General features: G+C 49.9%; 19 protein-coding genes. 9 read left to right on the forward strand and 10 right to left on the reverse strand.

What is annotated here, in order from left to right; all coding sequences use genetic code 11:
- Positions 1-4: 4 nt before the first annotated feature.
- Positions 5-1,570 (reverse strand): 4-hydroxyphenylacetate 3-hydroxylase N-terminal domain-containing protein, encoded by a 1,566-nt coding sequence (locus ASN_RS05830; RefSeq protein ID WP_058987496.1) that lies wholly within the window; start codon positions 1,568-1,570, stop codon positions 5-7.
- A 97-nt stretch (positions 1,571-1,667) separates the two neighbouring features.
- On the opposite strand from ASN_RS05830, the gene ASN_RS05835 reads away from it, so the two are divergent.
- The 3 genes from ASN_RS05835 to ASN_RS05845 all read left to right on the forward strand — a co-directional run bounded on the left by ASN_RS05835 (position 1,668) and on the right by ASN_RS05845 (position 5,046).
- A complete protein-coding gene (locus ASN_RS05835; protein ID WP_058987497.1) occupies positions 1,668-2,573 on the forward strand; it encodes a helix-turn-helix domain-containing protein in 906 nt (301 codons plus the stop codon).
- A 166-nt stretch (positions 2,574-2,739) separates the two neighbouring features.
- A complete protein-coding gene (locus tag ASN_RS05840; RefSeq protein WP_157765119.1) occupies positions 2,740-3,405 on the forward strand; it encodes a hypothetical protein in 666 nt (221 codons plus the stop codon).
- A gap of 99 nt (positions 3,406-3,504) precedes the next feature.
- Positions 3,505-5,046, forward strand: a complete 1,542-nt coding sequence (locus tag ASN_RS05845) for a carbohydrate porin (protein ID WP_082666597.1) — start codon at positions 3,505-3,507, stop codon at positions 5,044-5,046.
- A 315-nt stretch (positions 5,047-5,361) separates the two neighbouring features.
- Here the strand turns inward: ASN_RS05845 and ASN_RS05850 are convergent, their stop codons facing one another.
- From ASN_RS05850 to pcaF, 3 genes are read right to left on the reverse strand one after another with little or no spacing between them, the layout of a single operon-like run.
- Entirely contained in the window at positions 5,362-6,135 is a 774-nt protein-coding gene (locus tag ASN_RS05850) for an MBL fold metallo-hydrolase (RefSeq protein WP_167541299.1), read from the reverse strand.
- A 59-nt stretch (positions 6,136-6,194) separates the two neighbouring features.
- Positions 6,195-8,294 carry a 3-hydroxyacyl-CoA dehydrogenase NAD-binding domain-containing protein gene (locus ASN_RS05855; protein ID WP_231948405.1) on the reverse strand — a complete coding sequence of 700 codons (2,100 nt, stop codon included), beginning with the start codon at positions 8,292-8,294 and terminating at the stop codon, positions 6,195-6,197.
- A complete protein-coding gene (gene pcaF, locus ASN_RS05860; RefSeq protein WP_058987502.1) occupies positions 8,281-9,489 on the reverse strand; it encodes a 3-oxoadipyl-CoA thiolase in 1,209 nt (402 codons plus the stop codon). The genes ASN_RS05855 and pcaF overlap by 14 nt, the downstream gene beginning before the upstream one ends.
- 330 nt (positions 9,490-9,819) lie before the next feature.
- On the opposite strand from pcaF, the gene paaG reads away from it, so the two are divergent.
- The 5 genes from paaG (at position 9,820) to ASN_RS05880 (ending at position 14,964) form a co-directional block, all read left to right on the forward strand.
- Positions 9,820-10,608 (forward strand): 2-(1,2-epoxy-1,2-dihydrophenyl)acetyl-CoA isomerase PaaG, encoded by a 789-nt coding sequence (gene paaG, locus ASN_RS05865; RefSeq protein WP_058987503.1) that lies wholly within the window; start codon positions 9,820-9,822, stop codon positions 10,606-10,608.
- A gap of 5 nt (positions 10,609-10,613) precedes the next feature.
- Entirely contained in the window at positions 10,614-10,781 is a 168-nt protein-coding gene (locus tag ASN_RS19555) for a hypothetical protein (RefSeq protein ID WP_157765121.1), read from the forward strand.
- An 85-nt stretch (positions 10,782-10,866) separates the two neighbouring features.
- On the forward strand, positions 10,867-12,210 hold the full coding sequence (gene paaK / locus ASN_RS05870) for a phenylacetate--CoA ligase PaaK (protein WP_058987504.1): 1,344 nt from the start codon (positions 10,867-10,869) through the stop codon (positions 12,208-12,210).
- Positions 12,211-12,229: 19 nt separating this feature from the next.
- Positions 12,230-14,269, forward strand: a complete 2,040-nt coding sequence (gene paaZ, locus ASN_RS05875) for a phenylacetic acid degradation bifunctional protein PaaZ (RefSeq protein WP_058987505.1) — start codon at positions 12,230-12,232, stop codon at positions 14,267-14,269.
- Positions 14,270-14,373: 104 nt separating this feature from the next.
- Positions 14,374-14,964 (forward strand): TetR/AcrR family transcriptional regulator, encoded by a 591-nt coding sequence (locus tag ASN_RS05880; RefSeq protein ID WP_058987506.1) that lies wholly within the window; start codon positions 14,374-14,376, stop codon positions 14,962-14,964.
- 42 nt (positions 14,965-15,006) lie between these two features.
- Here the strand turns inward: ASN_RS05880 and paaE are convergent, their stop codons facing one another.
- The 6 genes from paaE to ASN_RS05910 form a co-directional block, all read right to left on the reverse strand.
- Positions 15,007-16,131, reverse strand: a complete 1,125-nt coding sequence (paaE, locus tag ASN_RS05885) for a 1,2-phenylacetyl-CoA epoxidase subunit PaaE (RefSeq protein WP_058987507.1) — start codon at positions 16,129-16,131, stop codon at positions 15,007-15,009.
- Between the two features lie 40 nt (positions 16,132-16,171).
- Positions 16,172-16,669 (reverse strand): 1,2-phenylacetyl-CoA epoxidase subunit PaaD, encoded by a 498-nt coding sequence (gene paaD, locus ASN_RS05890; protein ID WP_099048359.1) that lies wholly within the window; start codon positions 16,667-16,669, stop codon positions 16,172-16,174.
- Positions 16,666-17,493, reverse strand: coding sequence for a 1,2-phenylacetyl-CoA epoxidase subunit PaaC (gene paaC / locus ASN_RS05895; RefSeq protein ID WP_082666599.1), 828 nt, complete (start codon positions 17,491-17,493; stop codon positions 16,666-16,668). Before paaC ends, paaD begins: the two co-directional genes overlap by 4 nt.
- Before the next feature lie 17 nt (positions 17,494-17,510).
- Positions 17,511-17,813 carry a 1,2-phenylacetyl-CoA epoxidase subunit PaaB gene (paaB, locus tag ASN_RS05900; RefSeq protein WP_058987509.1) on the reverse strand — a complete coding sequence of 101 codons (303 nt, stop codon included), beginning with the start codon at positions 17,811-17,813 and terminating at the stop codon, positions 17,511-17,513.
- Positions 17,814-17,825: 12 nt separating this feature from the next.
- The gene (gene paaA, locus ASN_RS05905) at positions 17,826-18,806 is read right to left on the reverse strand and encodes a 1,2-phenylacetyl-CoA epoxidase subunit PaaA (protein ID WP_058987510.1); all 981 of its coding nucleotides are present in this window, start codon (positions 18,804-18,806) and stop codon (positions 17,826-17,828) included.
- A 128-nt stretch (positions 18,807-18,934) separates the two neighbouring features.
- Positions 18,935-19,858: a PaaX family transcriptional regulator gene (locus tag ASN_RS05910; protein ID WP_058987511.1), complete on the reverse strand. Its 924-nt coding sequence runs from the start codon at positions 19,856-19,858 to the stop codon at positions 18,935-18,937.
- Positions 19,859-20,659: 801 nt separating this feature from the next.
- On the opposite strand from ASN_RS05910, the gene paaI reads away from it, so the two are divergent.
- On the forward strand, positions 20,660-21,091 hold the full coding sequence (gene paaI, locus ASN_RS05915) for a hydroxyphenylacetyl-CoA thioesterase PaaI (RefSeq protein WP_058987512.1): 432 nt from the start codon (positions 20,660-20,662) through the stop codon (positions 21,089-21,091).
- Positions 21,092-21,108 lie beyond the last annotated feature (17 nt).

The raw sequence follows: 21,108 nt of genomic DNA on the forward strand, positions 1-21,108 counted from the left end.
CACCTCACTCCGCAGCTTTCGCCGGAGACAGCCATGTGTCACCAGTCCAGCCATTTTCATCATAATCGTTCAAACAGGTATCAACGAGTTCTTCCATTTGACGCAGCACCGTGCCTCGTTCTGCTCCTTTAAGAATTTGCAAGCGCACATCCTCTGGACTACCTGCATAATTCAGTTCATAAAGTGCGTGCCGCCCACCGAACTCGGTGCCCGTTGCATCCCACAACAGTTTCATGATCTTGATCCGGTCCTTGTGGCTGATGCCATTTGAACCACGAACATACTGCGCAAGATAACCGTCTATCTCCGGGTTAGCGAAATCCTTGACCGAAGACGGCAAATAAATAAGCCCCGAAGCCACACAGCGACGCACAAGGTCTATCACCCGCGGGTAGGCGTCTGACATAAAGGCGCGATAGGTCAATGCCGCTTCAAGGTTCGGAAGCACCGCACCATTATGCCACTGCTGCGGAGCGCGTGCCATGGCATTGGAAAGCGACCAGAAAAGATGACGCAACCCAATCACCTCACCCAATGCCGCCTGATTGCCGCGAAAGGCATCTCCACCCGTGCAGCGAAGCGCTTTGGCAAGAACGCCAGCCAGAAAGTCCAGCTTGACCGCAAAACGCGTGCACCCTTGGAAGCAATACCCCTGCATAAAGCCCGAGCCTATGGGGAAAGACAGGATTTTCTTTGCATCCCGCAGAATGAGAACGTCCTCCCACGGCACAAAAACATTATCCAGCACCAGGATGGCATCATTTTCATCAAACCGCGAGGAAAGCGGATAATCGAACGGGGAGGAGACCGTGTTCGCTGTCTCTTCATAAGACGTACGGCAGATCATTTTAATGCCAGGGGCATTCATCGGGGCGATGAATGTTACAGACATTGATGGATCTTCTGTTACTGTTGCGGAGCTTTGAGCCAGAAGATTGTGGTGGGTCAGGGCAGACGACGTTGCAACAACCTTTGCGCCAGACACATAAATGCCTGCGTCCGTCTCTTTTGTAATATGGACAAATACATCCTTGACCTCTTCGGCCGGTTTGTGCCGGTCAATAGGCGGATTTACAATTGCGTGATTAAGGAACAATACCTGTTCCTGTGTCTTTTTATACCATGCCCGTGCGTTGTCAGCAAAAGGACCATACCACTCCGCGTTCGCTCCCAACGTATTTGTCAGCGCAGCCTTGTAATCTGCCGTTCGGCCCATCCAGCCATACGTCATTCTCGCCCATCCGGCGATAGCTTGCTGTTGCCCCACAAGATCTTCAACAGACTTAGGCGATACAAAGCTTTTATGGGTAAAGCCGCCATTGCCTGTGTCTGTTTGAGTTGTCAGGATTTTGCTGTGTTCTGGCTGGTGGAGAGCATCATACAGCCGCGCTATTGATCGCGCCGAATTTCGCATGGCCGGATGCGTGGTGACGTCGTCTATGCGTTCTCCATTAATATAGACGTTTCGACCATCACGAAGTGACTCGAGGTATTCCGCGCCCGTGAAAGGACGCTTGATGATGGTAGGCGGCTTAGCGCCCGCGCCACATAGCCCTGAGGAATCATCCATTTCCGATCATCCTTTATTATTCTTCTTGAAACCGATGGTATATTTTCTGAATTTAAGAGAGAATGCAGAAAACAAAGAAAAACTTGGACTTTTTTAAATGCCCCCAAAACCCGAGATTCCGAGCTTTCTGACATATGGCATCAACACAAAAACTGATGACATAGGCTTTGTGCATGTCGAAAACGTTATGGATCGCAAATCCCTCCATAACGGCCACGTTCCGGCCCACAGGCACGAGCAGATTTTTCAGTTGTGTTTTTGGACAGACGGATCAGGCACGTATGTCATTGAAGATCGGTTAATTGAATTCCAAGCACCGATGTTTGTCTTTATTCCTGCTCGGGTCGTGCATGGGTTTTCTGTATCATCGGGCTCTGATGCAATCGTGTTTTCTCTTGCCAGCAGTTATACTGATACCGACCCACTTTTTAAAAGCACTGCCGCCCGCACACCGCTGGTTCTGGGCAGTCCGGAGCAGCCAAAACCTACCCCGCTGATACTGACACTTATGCAGGCTGGTTATGAGCGTTACAGAATCGCTCCCGAGACATCACAGAGTGTTATTCGTGGTCTTGCCATAGCAATTTTAGGTGAAGCACTTTCCCTAACCTGTTCTGCACGGGTTCCCGATGAAAGTGCCGCAGCAGTCAGAATCCGGTCTCTCATTGAGGAGCATTTTCGTGATGCGTGGTCGATTACCGATTACGCACGCGCGCTTGGTCAAACGCCATATCAAATCAACACGACGACACAGGCCGCCTTCGGCCAAAGCCTGAAACGGCTGATTATTGAGCGCAGATTACTAGAAAGCAAACGGCTTCTTGCATTTACCATCCGCCCTATCGAGGCCATTGCCGCTGAAGTCGGAATCCCTGACCCCGCTTATTTCTCCCGATTTTTCCATACTTTTTCTGGCCTCTCGCCTCGAGAATGGAGACGGCAATGGGCAGAAAACACTAAAGACAGCTTACTGACAGCCATACCAGACAACACGCCTGCGTGAGGTGGCGCGGTATACGTTGTTTTAATTAACATGATAATTAAATTAGCCTACAGACAGGAGGAAGCCTTCTGTTTCCAGAGATGACACTGCAAGGCTTACCAACTCCCTTTTCTGGGCTCAATCGTACAAAGTCACGCTAAATATAAAAAGAAAAAGGCGGACCAAAATGTCTAATAATGAAAATATATTCAACACTAGCCAGCAAAACATTGGATTCAGATCGTCCGATATCGCAGCCATTTTTTACCTGATTTTGGTTACCTGTGGAGTCATATACCTCGTCTTGAATGTCCAGAGGCATCCGTTCCTTTTGGCTTATATAAAATTTTTCTTCCTGGCCACCTTTGGCGAATGCCTGAGGCGCCGTATTACGCAAGACAACTGGATCCCAGATCATCTGATTGCGCGGGCTCTCATTTGGGGGTGCTTTGGTGTCTGGATTGCAATGTCATTCATGATTATGGATTCAGGCGTTAGATGGTTTGTTGGTACCAGCTCTCTATCTAAACCAGTCACAGCTTTCGCTATCAGTGCGTGGATGAATATCTTTTCCGGGTACGGTTTCTTTATGATGCTAACCCATTTTATCACGGACCGAATTCTGGATGAGGGCATAAAGGCTCCGACCGAGTACCTACGTTCCAACGGATTCCCCCGTTGGGCAAAAATTGTTGGCTTATGTCTGATTTTTTTCTGGACCCCAGCACATACCATCACGTTTCTATTGCCCAATATATGGCGGGTTGTTTTTGCCGCTTATCTCAGTGTGGCACTAGGAGCGATCCTTTCTTTTGCATCGGATTCCGGTTCCCGCGCAGCACGCACCGCATGAAGCAGTTTTTCCCTGCTGTGCACGCTCTTTTATCCAGGACAAAGATCCCTACGCTTCTGTCTGAATAATAATAAAAATTCAGTCAGAGAGGAGTGTTTCATGAAATTCGTCTGTATACGGTCCGTACGTACACGGCACCGTCTGTCATGGTTTTGGGCAAATCTCGTATGCCTCAGCCTCGCACTATCAACCCTGTTCCACGTTGCAGTGGCAGAGGAAACCACAATAACATCACCTCCTCCACCCAACAGTCATTTTTGGGATTCGGTACGCCTTACCAAAGAATTGCAGGACCGCTACGTTAATGTACAGGGACCGATTACACTTGTGCCTTCAGAACTGCCTCCTCAAGTATTGGCTGGCGCGCCCCTTCTGGTGTCACCTGGCACATCGGCACCAAAGGGACCTTTCACATTTCTGGGTCGATTTCTAACGCACATTGGTTTAACGCCGCACGCAATTTTCAACCAGCTCTATATGACAAATCCTGACATTGGGCCGCGCCCTGGCCGTTTTTCTCTTGGAACCGGCATTGTATTGGGATTGGATGCCAATCTTCAAAAAATTATGGGAGTCAAAGGGGGTGAAATTCATTTTGAAGAAATTCTCTTTCGGCCCACTGTAAATGGTGGATACCCCGCAGGCCCTGCATGGGCTGGAGCCGTTGGAAATTATTTTGCAGGCATTGATCAGCACAATGATATTGCGGGAGGCTGGCTCGCACTGCTAACATATCAGCAAAAACTCTTTTATAATCGTGTCAACTTTTCTGTGGGTAGAACCCACCCTCGGCGGTATTTTTTCTTTAATAACTGCGATAACTTCCTTAACTGCACAGATCCGATCATGCAGGCATCCGCCGGTATACTGCCGCCTCCGTATGCAACATGGGGCAGCTACATCACTGCACGTATGTTTCATGACATCAGTTTTGAGATGGGTGCTTTTGAGGCCAATATGAATCAGTATTTCCAACACGGAAACGGATGGCGTTGGGACACCCGCACGGCCTCAGGTTATCTTCTGCTGGGCGGCTTCAATTATAGAAGGCTTCAGATTTCGCACCTTTACGGCGGCCGGTATCAGTTATCCGGCTTCTTTAACAGTTCCCAATATAAAGACCCTTACACCAATACAACACATTATGGACGAGCCGGTGCCGAATTTCGCGGCCAACAGCTCATCTGGCGCCGGGACCATAGGCACCCAGTTCCTTCTCCCTTACCTGAAGGTCTTAATGCGTTCGGGGCACTCGGCTTTGCCGCAGACCCTGCTGCTCCCTTCAAAGCACTAGCAGAAGGAGGCTTTAGTTATCATGGGCTCTTTAAACGCACGTTAGACCGGGAACAGATTAAATTCAGCTACGTACGGGCTTCCAAGCACCAAATGCTCTATCAGCAGCGAACACGTATTCAAAATGGAGGAGACCCGCGGCTAGGCTCCCAGAATATCATGCGCCTGGAGGTCAGTGGCCATATCTCCATCGTTCCCGGAATCGCGTTCGAGCCAAGCGTTCAATACATTTTTAATCCTGACAATTACTATAATCCCGCAGCAAAGAAGATTAGTTCAAATGGTATCGTTCTTGCTGGTCAGTTGATGATCGACATGGGCTTCCTCTCGGGCCTTTCGGCACACTGAAAGAATGCTGCACTTGCCCTTTACAAAAACATAATTCTAAAAAACTTAATTAATATTTATGAGATGCTTTGTAAGAAGAATGTTTACTATACCTAATCTAACGTTCTTATTGACACCGACAATCGTCCAGCGATTACTCTGGCCAGATGCACAGACTGTTCCCTCCCTGTCACTTATCGTCAGTTATGAAATAATGCTCTGCTTCAAGTGGAAGAATAACATTCAGGAAACCTGATTCTAGAAAAAGGCAAGAGCAGATTCCGCTCATTTCTACTGACTCTTATAGAAAAAATACGATCTTGGGTGATCGAAAAATCAGAATCCTGCTCGTTTCCAACCTGCCGGTGCTTGTATTGCTTTCCCGCGTTTTTTCAACTCTAGCAAGTACGTTTCAAGCATCATTTCTGCTGCAAACCGCAATGTCTTGCTCAATTTTGGATATGCACGGTCAAAAATACAGGAAAACTCCTGAACCTCATGCGTCAGAATACTTTCAATTTGATGTAGCTTTTCATATCTTTTTTCCAAAAGTTGTTCAATGAACGAATATGGTTTCAGAATCTCAGGCCCGTGCCCGGGCAGAAAAATTCGAGCGTTAAGAGCCTGCACGCGTTCCAGGCTTTCAATATAATCGCCCAGATCACCATCCGGCGGTGGAGGAACCAAGGTGGTTGACCATCCCATCACATGATCACCGCTCAGCAAAACTCCATCAGACCGTTCAAGACAAATATGATCTTCTGCATGGCCTGGCGTATGGATAACCCGCATACCCGCAATTTCAGCTCCGTGAAGAAGGTCTTTATCCCCTTTTAACGGACCCGACGGAAACTTGAAAACAGGAACGTTAGCACGCAATGCAAGAGCACGGGCCCCGTCAAAATGATCATGATGCCAGTGCGTGACAATAATATGACTGATTGTACCGGAAACTCCGCAGATAGCATCCAGATGCGCAGGATCATCCGTTCCTGGATCAACTACGGCGGTACCTGCTGCATGAGTTATAAGCCACGTATTTGTGCCATGATACGTCATGGAGTGGGGATTAGGTGCTACAATGCGCCTGATCCCATCCACAACATCCATGGGCTTTCCATAGACTGGAGTCTCTTCTCGTAACCGCCAATCTGTCTGCAACGCTGCTTTCATGTTATTCCTGCGGTAAAAGAGCCGCCTGATTGCGCCAGCTTGATCAATAAAGCCGAAGGTTCTGAACCTGCTCCCCCTACAGCGGCAGCAGCTTCCACTTCCCTCAAAACATTAGGCAAACCCATTTTATCAGCCGCAAACATCGGGCCACCCTGAATACGGGGAAAGCCGTACCCATTTACAAACACGATATCTATATCAGACGCAGAAGACGCAACTCCGCTTTCCAGCACCTTGGCCCCTTCATTTGCAAGAACGGCAAGAAGACGACGTTGAATGGCTTCAGCACTCAATTTAACGTGACGACTCCCCGCCTGTTTTCTTCCTGCTTCAATCAGAGCACACGCTTCATCGTCCAGTTCGGGTGAAGCCGAAGCATAAGAATACCAGCCTTTACCGGTCTTTCTACCAAGACGCCCTGCCTCGCAAAACATATCAGGTATTTTCACATACCGCTCGTTCGGATTGCGTGTTGCACTCTGCCGCCTCCTCATAGCCCATGCAATATCCAGCCCGGAAAGGTCCGCTACAGCAAATGGCCCCATAGCAAAGCCATAAGATTGCATGGCCTGATCAATTTCCTGCGGAGACACCCCATCTTCCATTAAATATTCTGCGTGCTTACGATAATGCGAAAATATTCTATTCCCAATAAATCCTTCGCCCACGGCGGCAACGACGGGGAGTTTCTGTATTTTCCGTCCTAAAGCAATCGCTGTTGCCAAAGCATCCGGTGCTGTTTTGGCACCACGAATAACTTCAACCAAACGCATAATATGAGCAGGAGAGAAGAAATGCAGCCCCAGCACATTCTCTGGCCTTTCGGCACATCCGGCAATTGCGTCAAGATCCAGATAAGATGTATTGGTTGCGACAACCGTATGGGCCTGCACGACTTTATTAAGACTACGGAAAATATCTTCTTTTACTTCCATGGATTCGAATGCTGCTTCAATCACAAAATCCACATTCTTTAACGCGTCCCACTCGTGGGAAATCTGTATTTTTTTAAATCGTCTTTCTGCCTCTTCTTCGCTAATTCTTTTTGTTTCAATCTGTTTGGCATAAAGACTTGCAATGCGTTTCTGGCATGCAGCTACCGCAGTAGCATCACGCTCTATAATCACAACGTTTAATGCTGCATCCGCTGTGGTAACAGCAATTCCCGCTCCCATCGTTCCGCCACCAATAATCCCGATACGGGAAAAATAGCGCGGTTGGGCTTTTTCACTTGCCGGCAAACGTCCTGTAGCGCGTTCTGCAAGGAAAAGATAACGGAGCGCTTTTGCCTCATCACTTTCGCGCAACCGCAGGAAAGCCTCTCGTTCAAGGGAGAGACCTTGTGCAAAAGGTTCTGTCTCGGCTGCTTTAACCACCCGCACGGCTTCCAGCACAGCCGTAGCTCCCTTGGCCCGCTTAAGGGTGCTCTTCTCTGCGTCCTGAACATCAGTTTTCGAAACACATAGCACATCATGCTCGGACAGCCTGCGCTTGGGAGTATTTTCCGCCAAAGCGATAACGTCTGTTAACATTCTGTCCTCTGGCGTGAGCGCATCTAAAATACCAAGATGCAAAGACTCTTTTCCAGAAATGATTTTTGCGCTTCCAATCAACTCAAGCGCTGTTGCTACCCCTGTCAATCGAGGCAAGCGTTGCGTACCGCCAGCACCGGGAATAACCCCCAGTTTTGTTTCTGGCAGCCCCACACGACTACGCTCAGTGCCAACACGAAGATCACATGCAAGGGCAAGCTCTAGCCCTCCCCCTAAAGCAGCACCATCAATAGCCGCAAGAATTGGTTTTTTCATTGCATCAATCGCGGCCACAACTTCTGGCAAAAATGGTTGAGTCGGCGATCTGGACATCTCGCGAATATCTGCCCCTGCAACAAACTGTCCGTTCTGGCCTGTCAATACCACAGCCGCTACGGTGGGGTCTTCCGCCAGCTCGCGGAGCATATGCAGCAGTGACGCTCTTACTGTATCAGACAGAGCATTTACGGGTGGATTATCAATTGTCACGACAGCAATTTTATCATGACGCGACACACGAACGACAGGTTGAGATATAGTCTGCATTGTCTCAAACCTTTTCAATCAAAGCGGCAATACCCTGCCCAACGCCGATACACATGGTTGCCACAGCACGTTTCCCCGCTCCCTGCTCCATGGCATTTACCGCTGTCATAGCCAGCCGCGCACCCGACATTCCCAACGGATGCCCCAGCGCTATGGCACCCCCATGGGTGTTCACATGATCAGCATCATCAGGCAACCCAAGCTGACGTAAAACAGCCAATGCCTGTGCGGCAAATGCTTCATTCAGTTCCAGAACGTCGATTTCTTTCACTGAAAGAGCGTTTCGCTGAAGCAATTTCTCTGTGGCGGGAGCCGGAGCAATCCCCATGATCCGGGGGGCCACGCCCACAGTTGCCACTGAAACCAGGCGCGCTTTAGGCTGCAAGCCATGGCGGCGTATTCCGTCTTCACTTGCTAGAACAAGAATAGCTGCACCATCATTCACACCAGATGCATTGCCAGCAGTCACACTTCCACCATCACGAAATGGTGTTTTTAGCTTGGACAATGTTTCGGGGGTTGTTGAGGGGCGGATATGTTCATCATCCGTTACCCAGCATTTTTCGCCTTTTACAGGACCAGAAATCTGCACCGGTGAAATTTCACCTGCAAAAAAGCCGCTTGCCTGAGCGGCGGCTGCACGTTTGTGTGAGCGAGCAGCAAAAAGATCCTGATCCTGGCGAGAAATTCCAAACTGTTCCGCCACGTTTTCGGCCGTTTCAGGCATGGAATCCACACCGAACCGCGCCTGAAAAACGGGATTGATAAAACGCCAGCCGATGGTCGTATCATACATCTCGCAATGGCGGCCAAATGCGTGCGTTGCCTTGCCTGTTACAAACGGAGCACGCGTCATGCTCTCCACCCCGCCTGCCAGAACCAGATCTGCATCTCCGGCAATAATACGGTAAGCCGCCATGCCCACAGCATCCAGGCCGGAACCGCACAACCTGTTGATTGTGGTGCCCGATACACTTTCTGGAAGTCCAGCCAGCAGAAGTGCCATACGGGCTATGTTGCGGTTATCTTCCCCAGCCTGATTGGCGCATCCTAGAATCACATCATCAATGCTTTCCCAATCCAGTGCTGCATGCCGCTCACGCATGACACGCAGCGGATGTGCCGCAAGATCATCTGTCCGAATATCGCGCAAAATACCTGCATAACGGCCTATGGGTGTGCGCGTATAATCACAGATATAAGCATGCCTCATGAAATATCTCCTGCGCGCCTGGGTATTACGGGAATATTCCAAAACGGCTCCGTGCTTAGGCGGCTAACAGATCGTGAAAGGCAGTCTCTAGCGTCAGGGAACTCATCCCGGCATTGATTCGTAAAGCGTGGGACAAATGCACCAAAGAAAAACGCTTTCTGACATATTGGGTTATCATCCATCGGCTGCCTCCGTTTTTTTTGATTTATTGACAGATGTAGACTTCTGTCAGAATATATCAGCCGTCCGGTTGGTCAATATATTAATACGTGATGTCCTTCGCCTGAAACAAAAACAAGATCGGCTTTACCGACCCACAAGGAATATCCCATGACTACAGTGCTCGTTGAACGGCATCCTGGCTGGCTTTCCATCACTCTCAACAGGCCAGAACGCCTTAACTCGCTTAACGATGAAATGCATGCAGCGTTACGAGCAGCCCTGACAGAAGCGCGAGAAGATTCATCATGCAGGGCCGTTCTGCTTACAGGCTCAGGAAGAGGGTTTTGTGCTGGCCAGGATCTTTCCGAGCGACTTCGCGCACCAGATGCCGCGGCTCCTGATCTTGGACATACTGTAGAGACATTTTATAATCCTCTTATCCGGCAACTTCGGTCCCTGCCCAAGCCCATAGTGTGCGCCGTCAACGGTGTGGCAGCAGGTGCGGGCGTGAATATTGCCCTAGCTTGCGACATTGTGATTGCAGGCAAGGGAGCACGATTTGTACTTTCCTTTGCCAAACTTGGCCTTATCCCCGATTCTGGAGGCACATACCACCTCCCCCGCCTTGTTGGTGAGGCTCGTGCCCGGGGACTTGCTTTACTGGGCGAGCCCCTCTCAGCAGAAACCGCGGCGGACTGGGGACTCATCTGGAAGACTGTCGAAGATGAAAACCTTCATGAAGAGGCTTTCTCTCTTGCAAAACACCTTTCTGAACAGCCGACTTTTGGACTGGGCCAGATAAAATCTGCCCTCAATGCATCATCCCATAACACATTGGACCAGCAACTGGACCTTGAGCGTGACCTGATGCGCCGTGCTGGCCAGACAGATGATTATGCTGAAGGGGTAGCCGCTTTCATCGAAAAGCGAAAGCCGCATTTCAGCGGTTTGGGATAATCGCTATGTCTTACGAAGGCTCTGCCTGTTTTACAGTCTTCCTTGTTCCAAAAGCTGCAAAACCTTGGACCACGCTTTTCATGAAAAAAGACAGAGCACAAGAAAACCTCAACATCGGCAGGGAAAATGCTCATGTCATCAATGGTTTCTCTGCCCTGAAAAACAACATCTAACCGATACAGTGCCTACAGGACGAACGTTTTACAAACCGAACCTTCCCAAAACAACAGCCCCGCAAAGAGGCGATATGAGGTTACGATGAACGCCACCGTCTACACCCCGGCTTACCCCCATCCGGAAGCCATACATGACATTGCCGTGCTATCTCGCGATGAACTGATGTTCATTCAGCTTGAGCGTATGAAATGGTCTCTTCGCCATGCCTATGATAACGTCGCTTTATACCGTAACCGATGCATAGAGGCGGGCGTCCATCCGGACGATCTCTGCTCATTATCCGATCTTGCTCGGTTCCCGACAACAACCAAAGCAGACCTACGCGATACCTACCCTTTTGGAATGTTTGCCGTGCCACAGGAAAGGCTTGCACGCATTCATGGTTCCTCCGGCACCACAGGAAAACCCATAGTTGTCGGATACACCCATGCGGATCTGGATATGTGGGCGGGCATTGTCGGGCGCTCAATCCGCGCGGCAGGCGGACGGCCCGGCATGAAACTGCATAATGCATATGGCTATGGGTTGTTTACAGGCGGCCTCGGCATGCATTTGGGAGCTGAACGTATGGGCTGCACCGTTATCCCCATGTCGGGCGGCATGACGGAACGGCAGGTGCAACTGATTGAAGACTTCAAGCCGCAAATCATTACAGTCACCCCCTCCTACATGTTGGCCCTGCTGGATGAATTCCGTCGGCAGGGTTTGGACCCTCGGGCTTCTTCCATAAAGTATGGCATCTTTGGTGCAGAGCCGTGGACAAACAGTATGCGTGAAGAGATAGAGCAGGCATTCGATATGCATGCTGTTGATATTTACGGACTTTCAGAAGTTGTTGGCCCCGGTGTTGCTCAGGAGTTTATAGAAACAAAAGATGGCCTTCATTTCTGGGAGGATCATTTCTACCCTGAGATCATTAACCCGGAAACGGGCGTTCCCGTCACGGACGGAGAGCCGGGAGAGTTGGTCATTACATCACTTTCCAAGGAAGCTTTCCCTATCGTGCGCTATCGCACGCGTGACTTAACCCGCCTTTTACCGGGCACCATGGTGCCTGCAGTAAGACGAATAGAAAAAATAATGGCACGTTCAGATGATATGATCATTCTGCGCGGCGTGAACATTTTCCCTACACAAGTTGAAGCGGCCCTTCTGCACTGTAAATGGTGCAGCGCACATTTTCAGATCGAACTGACCCATCATGGCCGCATGGATAACATGACCATTCATGTAGAGCCCCGGCCGGAAGCATGGAACCCGGCAGAAACGTCTCACCGTTCCCGCGAAATCATAAAAACCATCAAAAATACAATCGGTGTTTCTGTTCAGGTTTCCGTGAAAGAACCAGGCATGATCCCGCGCTCAAACGGCAAAGTAACCCGCGTGATTGATAACCGCGCCAAGGCAAGCAGTATTCTGGCCTGAACCTAAAAGGATAATAGTCATGACACCCATACTTGCCTCGTACGCGCAGGACAGATGGCATAAAGCTGTTTCCAGCTTTGAAGATATACAGAGCGCGGTCAACGGGCAGATCATCGCACAGGCATCCAGTTCAGGTTTGGATTTTGGAGGACTTGTGCAACATGCGCGCAGCAAAGGCGGGCCTGCACTCCGCAAGCTGAATTTTCATCAGCGTGCAGATATGATAAAAAAACTGGCTCTCTATCTGACAGAACGGAAACAGACGCTTTACGATCTCTCTTTCAACACCGGCGCGACCAGCCGCGATAATCTGTTTGACATTGACGGCGGGATAGGAACACTTTTTGCCTATGCATCAATGGCCAAGAAAAACCTTCCAGACAAGTATATCCTTGCCGAAGAAGTTGAAACACTTTCTCGTAATGGCACATTCATGGGAACGCATATCCTGTCATCCCTGCAAGGAGTAGCCGTTCACATCAATGCCTATAATTTTCCCTGCTGGGGCATGCTTGAAAAACTTGCACCTGCAATTATTGCTGGCGTTCCCGTTATTACAAAACCCGCCACAGTGACCAGTTATGTTGCACATGCTGTTGCCCAAATGATTGTTGACTCCGGCATCTTTCCCCCCGGCGCTTTTCAATTTATTTGTGGAAGCACAGGCGACCTTTTGGATCATCTCGAAGGGCAGGACGTTCTGTCTTTTACCGGTTCCATTACAACCTCCGAAAAATTACGTAATCACCCAATCATTTCTGCAAACGCTGTACGCTTTATCGCAGAACGTGATAGCCTCAATGCAGCCGTACTTGGCCCTGATATTTCTCCCGATATGCCGGAATTTGATCTGTTTATTCGGGCGGTTACGCAGGAAATGACCGTCAAGGCAGGTCAGAAATGTACAGCTATCAGAAGAATTATGGTGCCGGAGACCATCATCGCAGAGGTCACAACAGCACTAAAAGCACGGCTGGACAGGATTGTTGTGGGCGACCCGCAGCATGAAGGTGTGACAATGGGCCCCCTCGCTGGCCTCGCCCAGCGTGAAGATGTTCGACGTCACGTCGCAACTCTCGCACAAGAAAGCGAAATTGTTTTCGGGGACCCTCAGCACTGCGATCCACTCGGTGCATCTGATCAGAGCGGAGCTTTTATGAGTCCGGTCCTGCTCCAGAATCTGAACCCTCATGATGCCACCAGTGTACACCATACTGAAGCTTTTGGCCCTGTTGCGACTATCATGCCCTACACCTCTCTGGCCGACGCAGCCAGCCTGGTAAAACGTGGTGAAGGAAGCTTGGTCGCAACCCTCTGCACATACGATGACAATGTGGCAGCGGAGCTTGTGGCAAGTCTGGCTTCATTCCACGGGAGGCTGCACATATTGGACCGGGAGTGTGCCAAAGAAAGCACGGGCCATGGCTCACCTCTTCCCGCCTTGGTGCATGGCGGCCCCGGCCGTGCGGGTGGTGGAGAGGAACTGGGCGGCATACGGGGCATTCGCCATTATATGCAGCGCACGGCCTTGCAGGCCTCTCCCACACGCCTCACACGGCTCACAGGGCGCTGGACCATTGGCGCGCAGGAAGCGTTGCGCAAGGAACATCCCTTCCGATACAATTTTGCCCAGCTAACTGTAGGGGACACCATCCATACTCAGCCGCGCACAATTACTGTGCAGGATATAGAGCATTTTGCTGAATTTACGGGAGATACTTTCTACGCTCATACGGATGAGAAGGCAGCCGCCGCCAACCCGTTTTTCCCCGGTCGGGTGGCACATGGCTATTTGCTGCTCTCTTTTGCTGCCGGCCTGTTTGTGGACCCAGCGCCCGGTCCACTTCTGGCCAATTATGGACTGGAATCCCTTCGGTTCCTTAAGCCAGTGTCACCTGGAGATGCCATTCAGGTACGGTTGACTGTAAAGTCAAAAAATGCCGCTCGTGAACCTCATTATGGCGAGGTTCGCTGGGACGTAGAACTGTTTAACCAGAACAAGGAGACAGTGGCGCGCTACGATCTTCTGACCATGAGCGCACAACCTGCCGCAGCCTGAGGCTGCTTGCTTTCTTTTATCAAGGGGCCAACATACCCCTTGATTTTATTGGCATTTCTATAAAAAACTAGCATCTACTGACTATACATTAAAGGAAATCAATCATGGCGCGACCGCGCGCAAGCGACTACGAAGAAAAACGCCTCATGATTCTGGAGCGGTCGGCTCATTTATTTGCAAGCCTTGGATTTGATCGTGCTTCGATCAACATGATTGCCAAAGCCTGTGGAACATCCAAAGCTCTTTTTTATCATTATTATACAGATAAACAGCAACTGCTGTTTGACCTGATCGAAACCCATCTGCAGGAGCTTCTGGTCGCAACGGATCCAACACAATGGTCAGGCCTAACTGCGCAAGAAACACTTTACAGTATGACAGAAGCGCTGCTTAACGCCTACCGGGATGCTAATGCAAAACACAAGGTTCAGCTCAACCACATGGATCTGCTGGACCCTGAACAGCAAGACACCATCCGTATGATGGAGCGCGCTCTGGTGAGTCGATTTTCGGACGCCATCAATGCAGCACTCCCCTCCCCCGGCTCCTCTTCCATGTTACTGAAACCGTTGACAATGTCCTTATTCGCCATGCTGAACTGGGCCTATACATGGTTCAAAGAAGATGGCCCCCTGAGCCGTGCAGACTATGCCAGGCTCGCGGCGGGGCGTATTATTGGCGCACCACTCCCCTGAAAAAAGAGTGGTGACAAACTGGGGTAAGAAAACAATGACGCCTTACATGGCGTCATAATCTACCGTAACGTGCTCTGTTGTCGGGTGTGCCTGACAGGTAAGAACAAAACCTGCATCGACCTCCCATTTTTCAAGTGAGAAATTAAGAGTCATCTCGGCCTTCCCCTCGGTCACTTTGGCGCGGCAGGTGCTACACATACCGCCCTTACACGCATAGGGAAGATCCAGCCCGGAGCGTAATGCAGCATCCAGAAGCGTTTCTTCTTCAGCAACATTCACGTCTGCGCGCTTGCCATCCACAATTAAGGTGGCCACCACCCCGGTCTGCGCCGCTTGCTCTGACGTAATTTTTGGATGCAAACGCGGTTTTCCAGAAAACGTGGATATGAATCTTTCTATATGTATCTTGTCTTCCGCCACCCCTGCATCCTGAAGCACTGAAAGCGCATCATCGGTCATACCTGATGGACCACACACAAAAATATGGTCCAATGTTTCGGTAGGTAAAACATGCAGAAGAATTGTTCTTATTTTTTCTGCATCCAGGCGACCATTCAACGTTGGAATATCCTGTTGTTCCTTTGAAAAAACATGAAAGATCGAAAAGCGCTCCATAAACTGGTCTTTCAGATCTTCCAGCATTTCACGAAACAGCATATCCCCGACTGATCTGTTCCCATAAAACAGGAAGAAGGAACTATCCGGTTCGGTCGCAAGCAATCCTCTGGCAAGGGATAAAACAGGCGTAATACCAGAACCCGCGGCAAACCCCGCATAAACACGTTGCGCAGTGCTATCAGGCTGAATGCCAAAACGCCCCGTAGGAGTCATCACATCCAGAGTGTCGCCTGCAGCCAGGCTTGTATTGGCCCATGTGGAAAATATACCATCTTCCACACGTTTAAGGGCCACCCGTAACTCGCCATCAGATGGCGCGGAGCAGATAGAGTAAGAACGACGCACGTCTTCCCCATCCAGCGTGGTTCGCAAAGTAAGATACTGCCCAGGCACAAAACTGTAAGCCTCAGCAAGATCGTCCGGCACTGTGAAAGCAAGAGAAACCGCATCCGGTGTCTCACGCCTCACATCAGCAATCTGCAATTTATGGAAGCGCGCCGTGCGTGCAACCTGAGCACTTGATGCGTTAAGACTATCTGTTTGAGACATTTCCTATTCTTTCTTTTTTATGAAATCTCATGCTTTGGGCTCAATGGCACCTAAAATAATCAAAGGGTTCACGGCATGTATTGCAACGCCACAAAGCCTTGCAGGAGGTAGACCCAAATTCCGCCAACCTGCTGGTGTCTATTGAGCCGCATTGGGGGCACGCCACTTCCACTGTTCCAAAAAGACTGCCACGCCCACTTCCTTCCTGTGGAGGCGCAATACCATATGCAAGAAGTTTCTGGCGGCCGGCTTCACTCAGCCATGCGGTTGTCCAAGCGGGGGAAAGCGTTGTCTTTACATGAAAATTTTCAATACCAGCGCGCGCAAGGGCTGTCTCAATATCCAGAGCAATCATGTTCATGGCTGGGCAACCTGAATAGGTAGGCGTAATGGTCACATCCACCACACCATTATGCACTCGGACATCCCGTAAAATTCCCAAATCTGCTATTGTCAGAACAGGAATTTCCGGGTCAGTTACATCATCGAGAGCATGCAGTACCCTTGTACGCAACAGGGCATCTGTCTGGGGTGTCACCACACAGCTCCCGGTTCAGAACGAGGGAGTTGCTGCATTTCAGCAAGCAAAAATCCAAGATGTTCTGAATGACGGCCGCTACGTCCACCTTTCTGCATCCATGCACTTTGAGGAAGGGTGAGAGTTGCACGATCAAGGATAGTTTGCACCGTGGTGCGCCATCCATCATGAATAACCGAGGCATCAATAATCATTCCCTCAGCCTGCAGCATGACTTCCGCTTCGTCCGTATCGAACATTTCTCCGGTATAAGACCAAAGAAACTCCAGAGCGGCTTGCATCCGATCATGGCTTTTCGGCGTGCCATCCCCAAGCCTGATAACCCATTCAGAGGTATAACGCAGATGGTATGCTGTTTCCTTCTCTGCTTTTTCTGCAATAGCGGCCAATTGTGCATCAGATGATTTCATCATCGCACGCCAATAGGGATCGATGAAAGCAGAATAAAGAAACTGACGCATGATGATGCGCCCGAAGTCACCATTTGGTAATTCACACAACAGAAGATTACGATACTGCCCAACATCACGCAAATAGGCATAGGTATCTTCTGTATTCGCACGACCATCTTCTAAAGAGGGCTCACGCAGTGCGGCAAGCGCGTATAACGCGCGCGCCTGACCAATAAGATCCAACCCGATATTGGCCAGAGCCATATCTTCTTCCAAGGTAGGAGCATGACCACAGCATTCTGAAAGCCTGTGCCCCAATATGAGCGCATCATCGGCTCGACGCAGTGCGTAAAGCACCTGTGGGGTTTCTGAAACAGATATGGTATTTGTGACCATAATATTCTTTTCCTGCTCTTGCAGGCTTCGTGCCATGGCACGATAGCCAAAGGCTACATATGCCCGACTTCTTCAGGTACATTGTAAAAAGTTGGGTGCCTGTAAGCTTTAGAAAGCGCAGGCTCAAACAGCATGCCTTTCTCCGAAGGGTCTGAAGCAACAATCAGGTGCGAGGGTATAACCCAGATTGAAAGCCCTTCGCCTCTGCGTGTAAAAAGATTACGGGCAGCCTGAAGCGCCAGCTCAGCATCTTCAGCATGCAAAGATCCCACATGCTTGTGCGCAAGCCCGCTTCGGCTACGAATGAAGACTTCCCACAATTGCACAGGCGGCGTTGCCTTAAGCGTTTTATTCATAATCCTATTTCCTTAAGCGGCATTGCGGGAAGCCTGCCGCGCAGCATAAGCTGCAGCAGCTTCTCTTACCCATGCACCTTCTTCATGAGCTTTCCTGCGGCTGGCGAGCCTGTCCTGATTACAGGGGCCGTTTCCAGCGATAACCTGCTTGAATTCTTCCCAGTCTATCTCGCCATAGATCCAATTTCCGGTGACCTCATCCTGACGCAAATCCGGATCTGGAAGAGTCAAACCCAGGAACTGGGCCTGAGGTACGGTCGCATCCACAAACTTCTGACGCAGTTCATCGTTGCTAAAACGCTTGATTTTCCAACGAGTAGACTGGTCTGAATGCTGGCTGTCAGTATCCGGTGGTCCAAACATCATCAGGCTGGGCCACCACCAGCGGTTCAGGGCATCCTGCGCCATTGCTTTCTGACGTGCGGAACCTTTTGCCAGCGTCATCATAATTTCAAATCCCTGCCGCTGGTGAAAGCTCTCCTCCTTGCAGACACGAATCATCGCACGCGCATAAGGCCCATAAGAGCAGCGACAGAGCGGAATCTGGTTCATGATTGCCGCCCCGTCCACCAGCCACCCGATTGCACCAATATCGGCCCATGTCATGGTGGGATAATTGAAAATGGAGGAGTATTTGGCCTTTCCTTCCATGAGCTGGTCCATAAGAGCTTCACGGGATGCATTGAGTGTTTCTGCGGCAGCGTAGAGATACAGGCCGTGCCCGCATTCATCCTGTACTTTTGCCAAAAGGGCGGCCTTGCGGCGCAAGGATGGTGCTCTGGTTATCCACGCCCCTTCTGGTAACTGTCCGATAATTTCAGAATGGGCATGCTGGCTGATCTGGCGTACCAAAGTACGCCGATAAGCTTCGGGCATCCAGTCATTTGCTTCAATCCGGTCTTCCGAATCAATACGGGTCTGAAAATTTGCCATTTTTTCGGCATCTTCCAGATTATGCGGAGTCGGCAGATCGTTAAGTGCCTGCGTGTACATAAGCGTTCTCCTGCAAACTTACAGTCGAAAGCATTACATAATTTCAAGAATAATAGCGAATCTTGTAACATAAAATACACGTGATATCAGAACTGACTTTCCCTATTTTTCTTTTTCTGGAGCAAGGACTATACAAAGTCCCCCGACTGCGCCCCTCTTACCTCTTGAAATCGCTTATAAAATGCTGGCGTTGGTGCTGGTAGCCGCCCTGCATCACCGCCACGACCATTTTCCGTCAACCATGCTTCTGATGCTGGCAATAAAGCCCGATAGATTGTGGCGCATAGAGTCTGAGCTCTATATCCGGCCCAGTCAGATGGCATGAGCGCTTCTGGAAGATGCGGATCACGCAAGGCAATACGCCGATATTCATGAATGAGCAGAGTGCGCGCAACAACGGCACTCAGTCCATCCTGATGGAACGCCCCTTTTTGCTCCGCATGGTCTGTGCACATTTTGGCAAGAGGCGAAAATATCTTTTCAAACCGCAGATAGGATCGAGCGAGATCATCAAGTGAAAAATATGCAGCAAGACATTGCATGGCTACCTGCGAGCCGTTCACGTCAAGGCCGAAGATGCCATCAGGCAAAGTGCCGTCATCCACCCCAAGCCATGCCCCAGGGGCAAATGCTGTATATCCAGCTTCCCTCATCCGTGTAGCCACAAGAGCTGCTTCATCGCCCACCAACGACCTTACGGATGCCGATGCAACGGCCAAGCGCAGCTTACGCTGGGTTTTAAACGAAAAGGTTCCATAGATTCTTGGCTCTGCATCACGCGAGAGCGCCATGCCGCGGGACGACAAACAATAATAAGCGTTGCGCCCAATACGTGTACGCTCAACCCATCCATCAGCAGAAAGCCGTGATAACGCTGTTCTGACTGTGCCAGAGCCCACATCCATGGCGTGAAAAAGACTTAAAAGCGTCGGCAGTCCAATCGAACCACCACGAGGAAGAACCATATCCCCAAAAAAGGTCATGACAATGGACCATGTTCGGCTTGGCTCTGCCTGAAACAGCCGCAATATATCTTTGAGCGGTTTGTCCATGATCCTGATATTCCTCGGCCAATGCTTTTTCTGAGTGCTGAAATGCAAGAAGAATAACGGTCCTGTCTACACTTTCCTTCCCAATAAGCCCCACTGAGGAAGAAAAGGCTGCCACAAACAATCACCGCAAAGGCCAGCAACCTCGACTTAAAATAAATTCATCAAAACATCATCATATATGAGAAAAAATCTCCTATTTCTCTTCAAAAAAAGCGTATATATCGCCTTATACTGCAATAATCATGGTTCTATTCAGGCGGTGATTACAAACGCTGTTTATCTACCTCATCGAACAGCTTGTATGACCACTCAATTGGACCATTGAACCATCCACGTTTATTGTCACAACCTTATTCCTGTTACGATAAATTATGTATTTAAAACAGTTTTTACCAATAATTACAGATACATAGAAATACTTTCTCTTCTTCCTGCCGTCTGAAAAAGTGTATCCGAATAACAGCCTAACGCTAGCAGAACATCGAGTTCCCCCTCCTCAAAACTGGGCTGCGCTTCAAAAGGAAAGTGGCAATTTAAGATCCTCCCTCAGAAGTGATGGCGACAGAGACAGAAACTCTGTAATGTCAGAATCGTTATTGATCGTCCAGACGGTTAATTAAAGACCACGTTGGTCTGAGGCGGGAGTGCTTACGTGAAGCCAACCCTTTTTATAGTGCACAACAGCGCTACGCTTGCCTTAAACAGAGACAAGCTACGCATGACCTGTTTTTGCCAAGTATTTAGAGGAAGCTTCTTGGTTTTCGCAAAACAGCGCGTAACTCGGACCAATGGTAAAGCGACATGACCCCAGAAGAACGTGCCCGCGCAGCAGCCAGAGCCTTATGGACCAATGACAGGGCAAGCAAAAGCCTGGGCATGGAAATCCTGGAAGTAGGACCCGGCTTTTCGATAGTTGCCATGAATGCAACCACTGAAATGACCAACGGCATCGGCACAATCCATGGTGGCTTTATCTTTGCCTTGGCAGACAGCGCATTTGCTGTTGCGTGCAATAGCTACAATGAGCGTACAGTCGCCGCGCATTGCTCCATCACTTATCTGGCCCCCGGCGTGGCAGGCAAGCGCCTCCTCGCAAGCGCCCGGGAAATCAGTCGCGCAGGACGTTCCGGCCTGTACGACATTGAAGTCACTCAGGAAGGAACCATCATAGCGCAATTTCGCGGGCATTCCCGATCTATAGGCGGCACCCTGTTCTCCGAGCCGTCTTCATAACGGTCTTAATCAATAAA

The organism is Acetobacter senegalensis, assembly GCF_001499615.1.
GTDB lineage: Bacteria > Pseudomonadota > Alphaproteobacteria > Acetobacterales > Acetobacteraceae > Acetobacter > Acetobacter senegalensis.

Excerpts from the sequence above, each read along its gene's own strand:
- ASN_RS05830 (WP_058987496.1), bottom strand. The coding sequence starts at position 1,570 with ATGGATGATTCCTCAGGGCTATGTGGCGCGGGCGCTAAGCCGCCTACC.
- ASN_RS05835 (WP_058987497.1), top strand. The coding sequence starts at position 1,668 with ATGCCCCCAAAACCCGAGATTCCGAGCTTTCTGACATATGGCATCAAC.
- ASN_RS05840 (WP_157765119.1), top strand. The coding sequence starts at position 2,740 with ATGTCTAATAATGAAAATATATTCAACACTAGCCAGCAAAACATTGGA.
- ASN_RS05845 (WP_082666597.1), top strand. The coding sequence starts at position 3,505 with ATGAAATTCGTCTGTATACGGTCCGTACGTACACGGCACCGTCTGTCA.
- ASN_RS05850 (WP_167541299.1), bottom strand. The coding sequence starts at position 6,135 with ATGGATGTTGTGGATGGGATCAGGCGCATTGTAGCACCTAATCCCCAC.
- pcaF (WP_058987502.1), bottom strand. The coding sequence starts at position 9,489 with ATGAGGCATGCTTATATCTGTGATTATACGCGCACACCCATAGGCCGT.
- paaG (WP_058987503.1), top strand. The coding sequence starts at position 9,820 with ATGACTACAGTGCTCGTTGAACGGCATCCTGGCTGGCTTTCCATCACT.
- ASN_RS19555 (WP_157765121.1), top strand. The coding sequence starts at position 10,614 with ATGTCTTACGAAGGCTCTGCCTGTTTTACAGTCTTCCTTGTTCCAAAA.
- paaK (WP_058987504.1), top strand. The coding sequence starts at position 10,867 with ATGAACGCCACCGTCTACACCCCGGCTTACCCCCATCCGGAAGCCATA.
- paaZ (WP_058987505.1), top strand. The coding sequence starts at position 12,230 with ATGACACCCATACTTGCCTCGTACGCGCAGGACAGATGGCATAAAGCT.
- ASN_RS05880 (WP_058987506.1), top strand. The coding sequence starts at position 14,374 with ATGGCGCGACCGCGCGCAAGCGACTACGAAGAAAAACGCCTCATGATT.
- paaE (WP_058987507.1), bottom strand. The coding sequence starts at position 16,131 with ATGTCTCAAACAGATAGTCTTAACGCATCAAGTGCTCAGGTTGCACGC.
- paaC (WP_082666599.1), bottom strand. The coding sequence starts at position 17,493 with ATGGCACGAAGCCTGCAAGAGCAGGAAAAGAATATTATGGTCACAAAT.
- paaB (WP_058987509.1), bottom strand. The coding sequence starts at position 17,813 with ATGAATAAAACGCTTAAGGCAACGCCGCCTGTGCAATTGTGGGAAGTC.
- paaA (WP_058987510.1), bottom strand. The coding sequence starts at position 18,806 with ATGTACACGCAGGCACTTAACGATCTGCCGACTCCGCATAATCTGGAA.
- ASN_RS05910 (WP_058987511.1), bottom strand. The coding sequence starts at position 19,858 with ATGGACAAACCGCTCAAAGATATATTGCGGCTGTTTCAGGCAGAGCCA.
- paaI (WP_058987512.1), top strand. The coding sequence starts at position 20,660 with ATGACCCCAGAAGAACGTGCCCGCGCAGCAGCCAGAGCCTTATGGACC.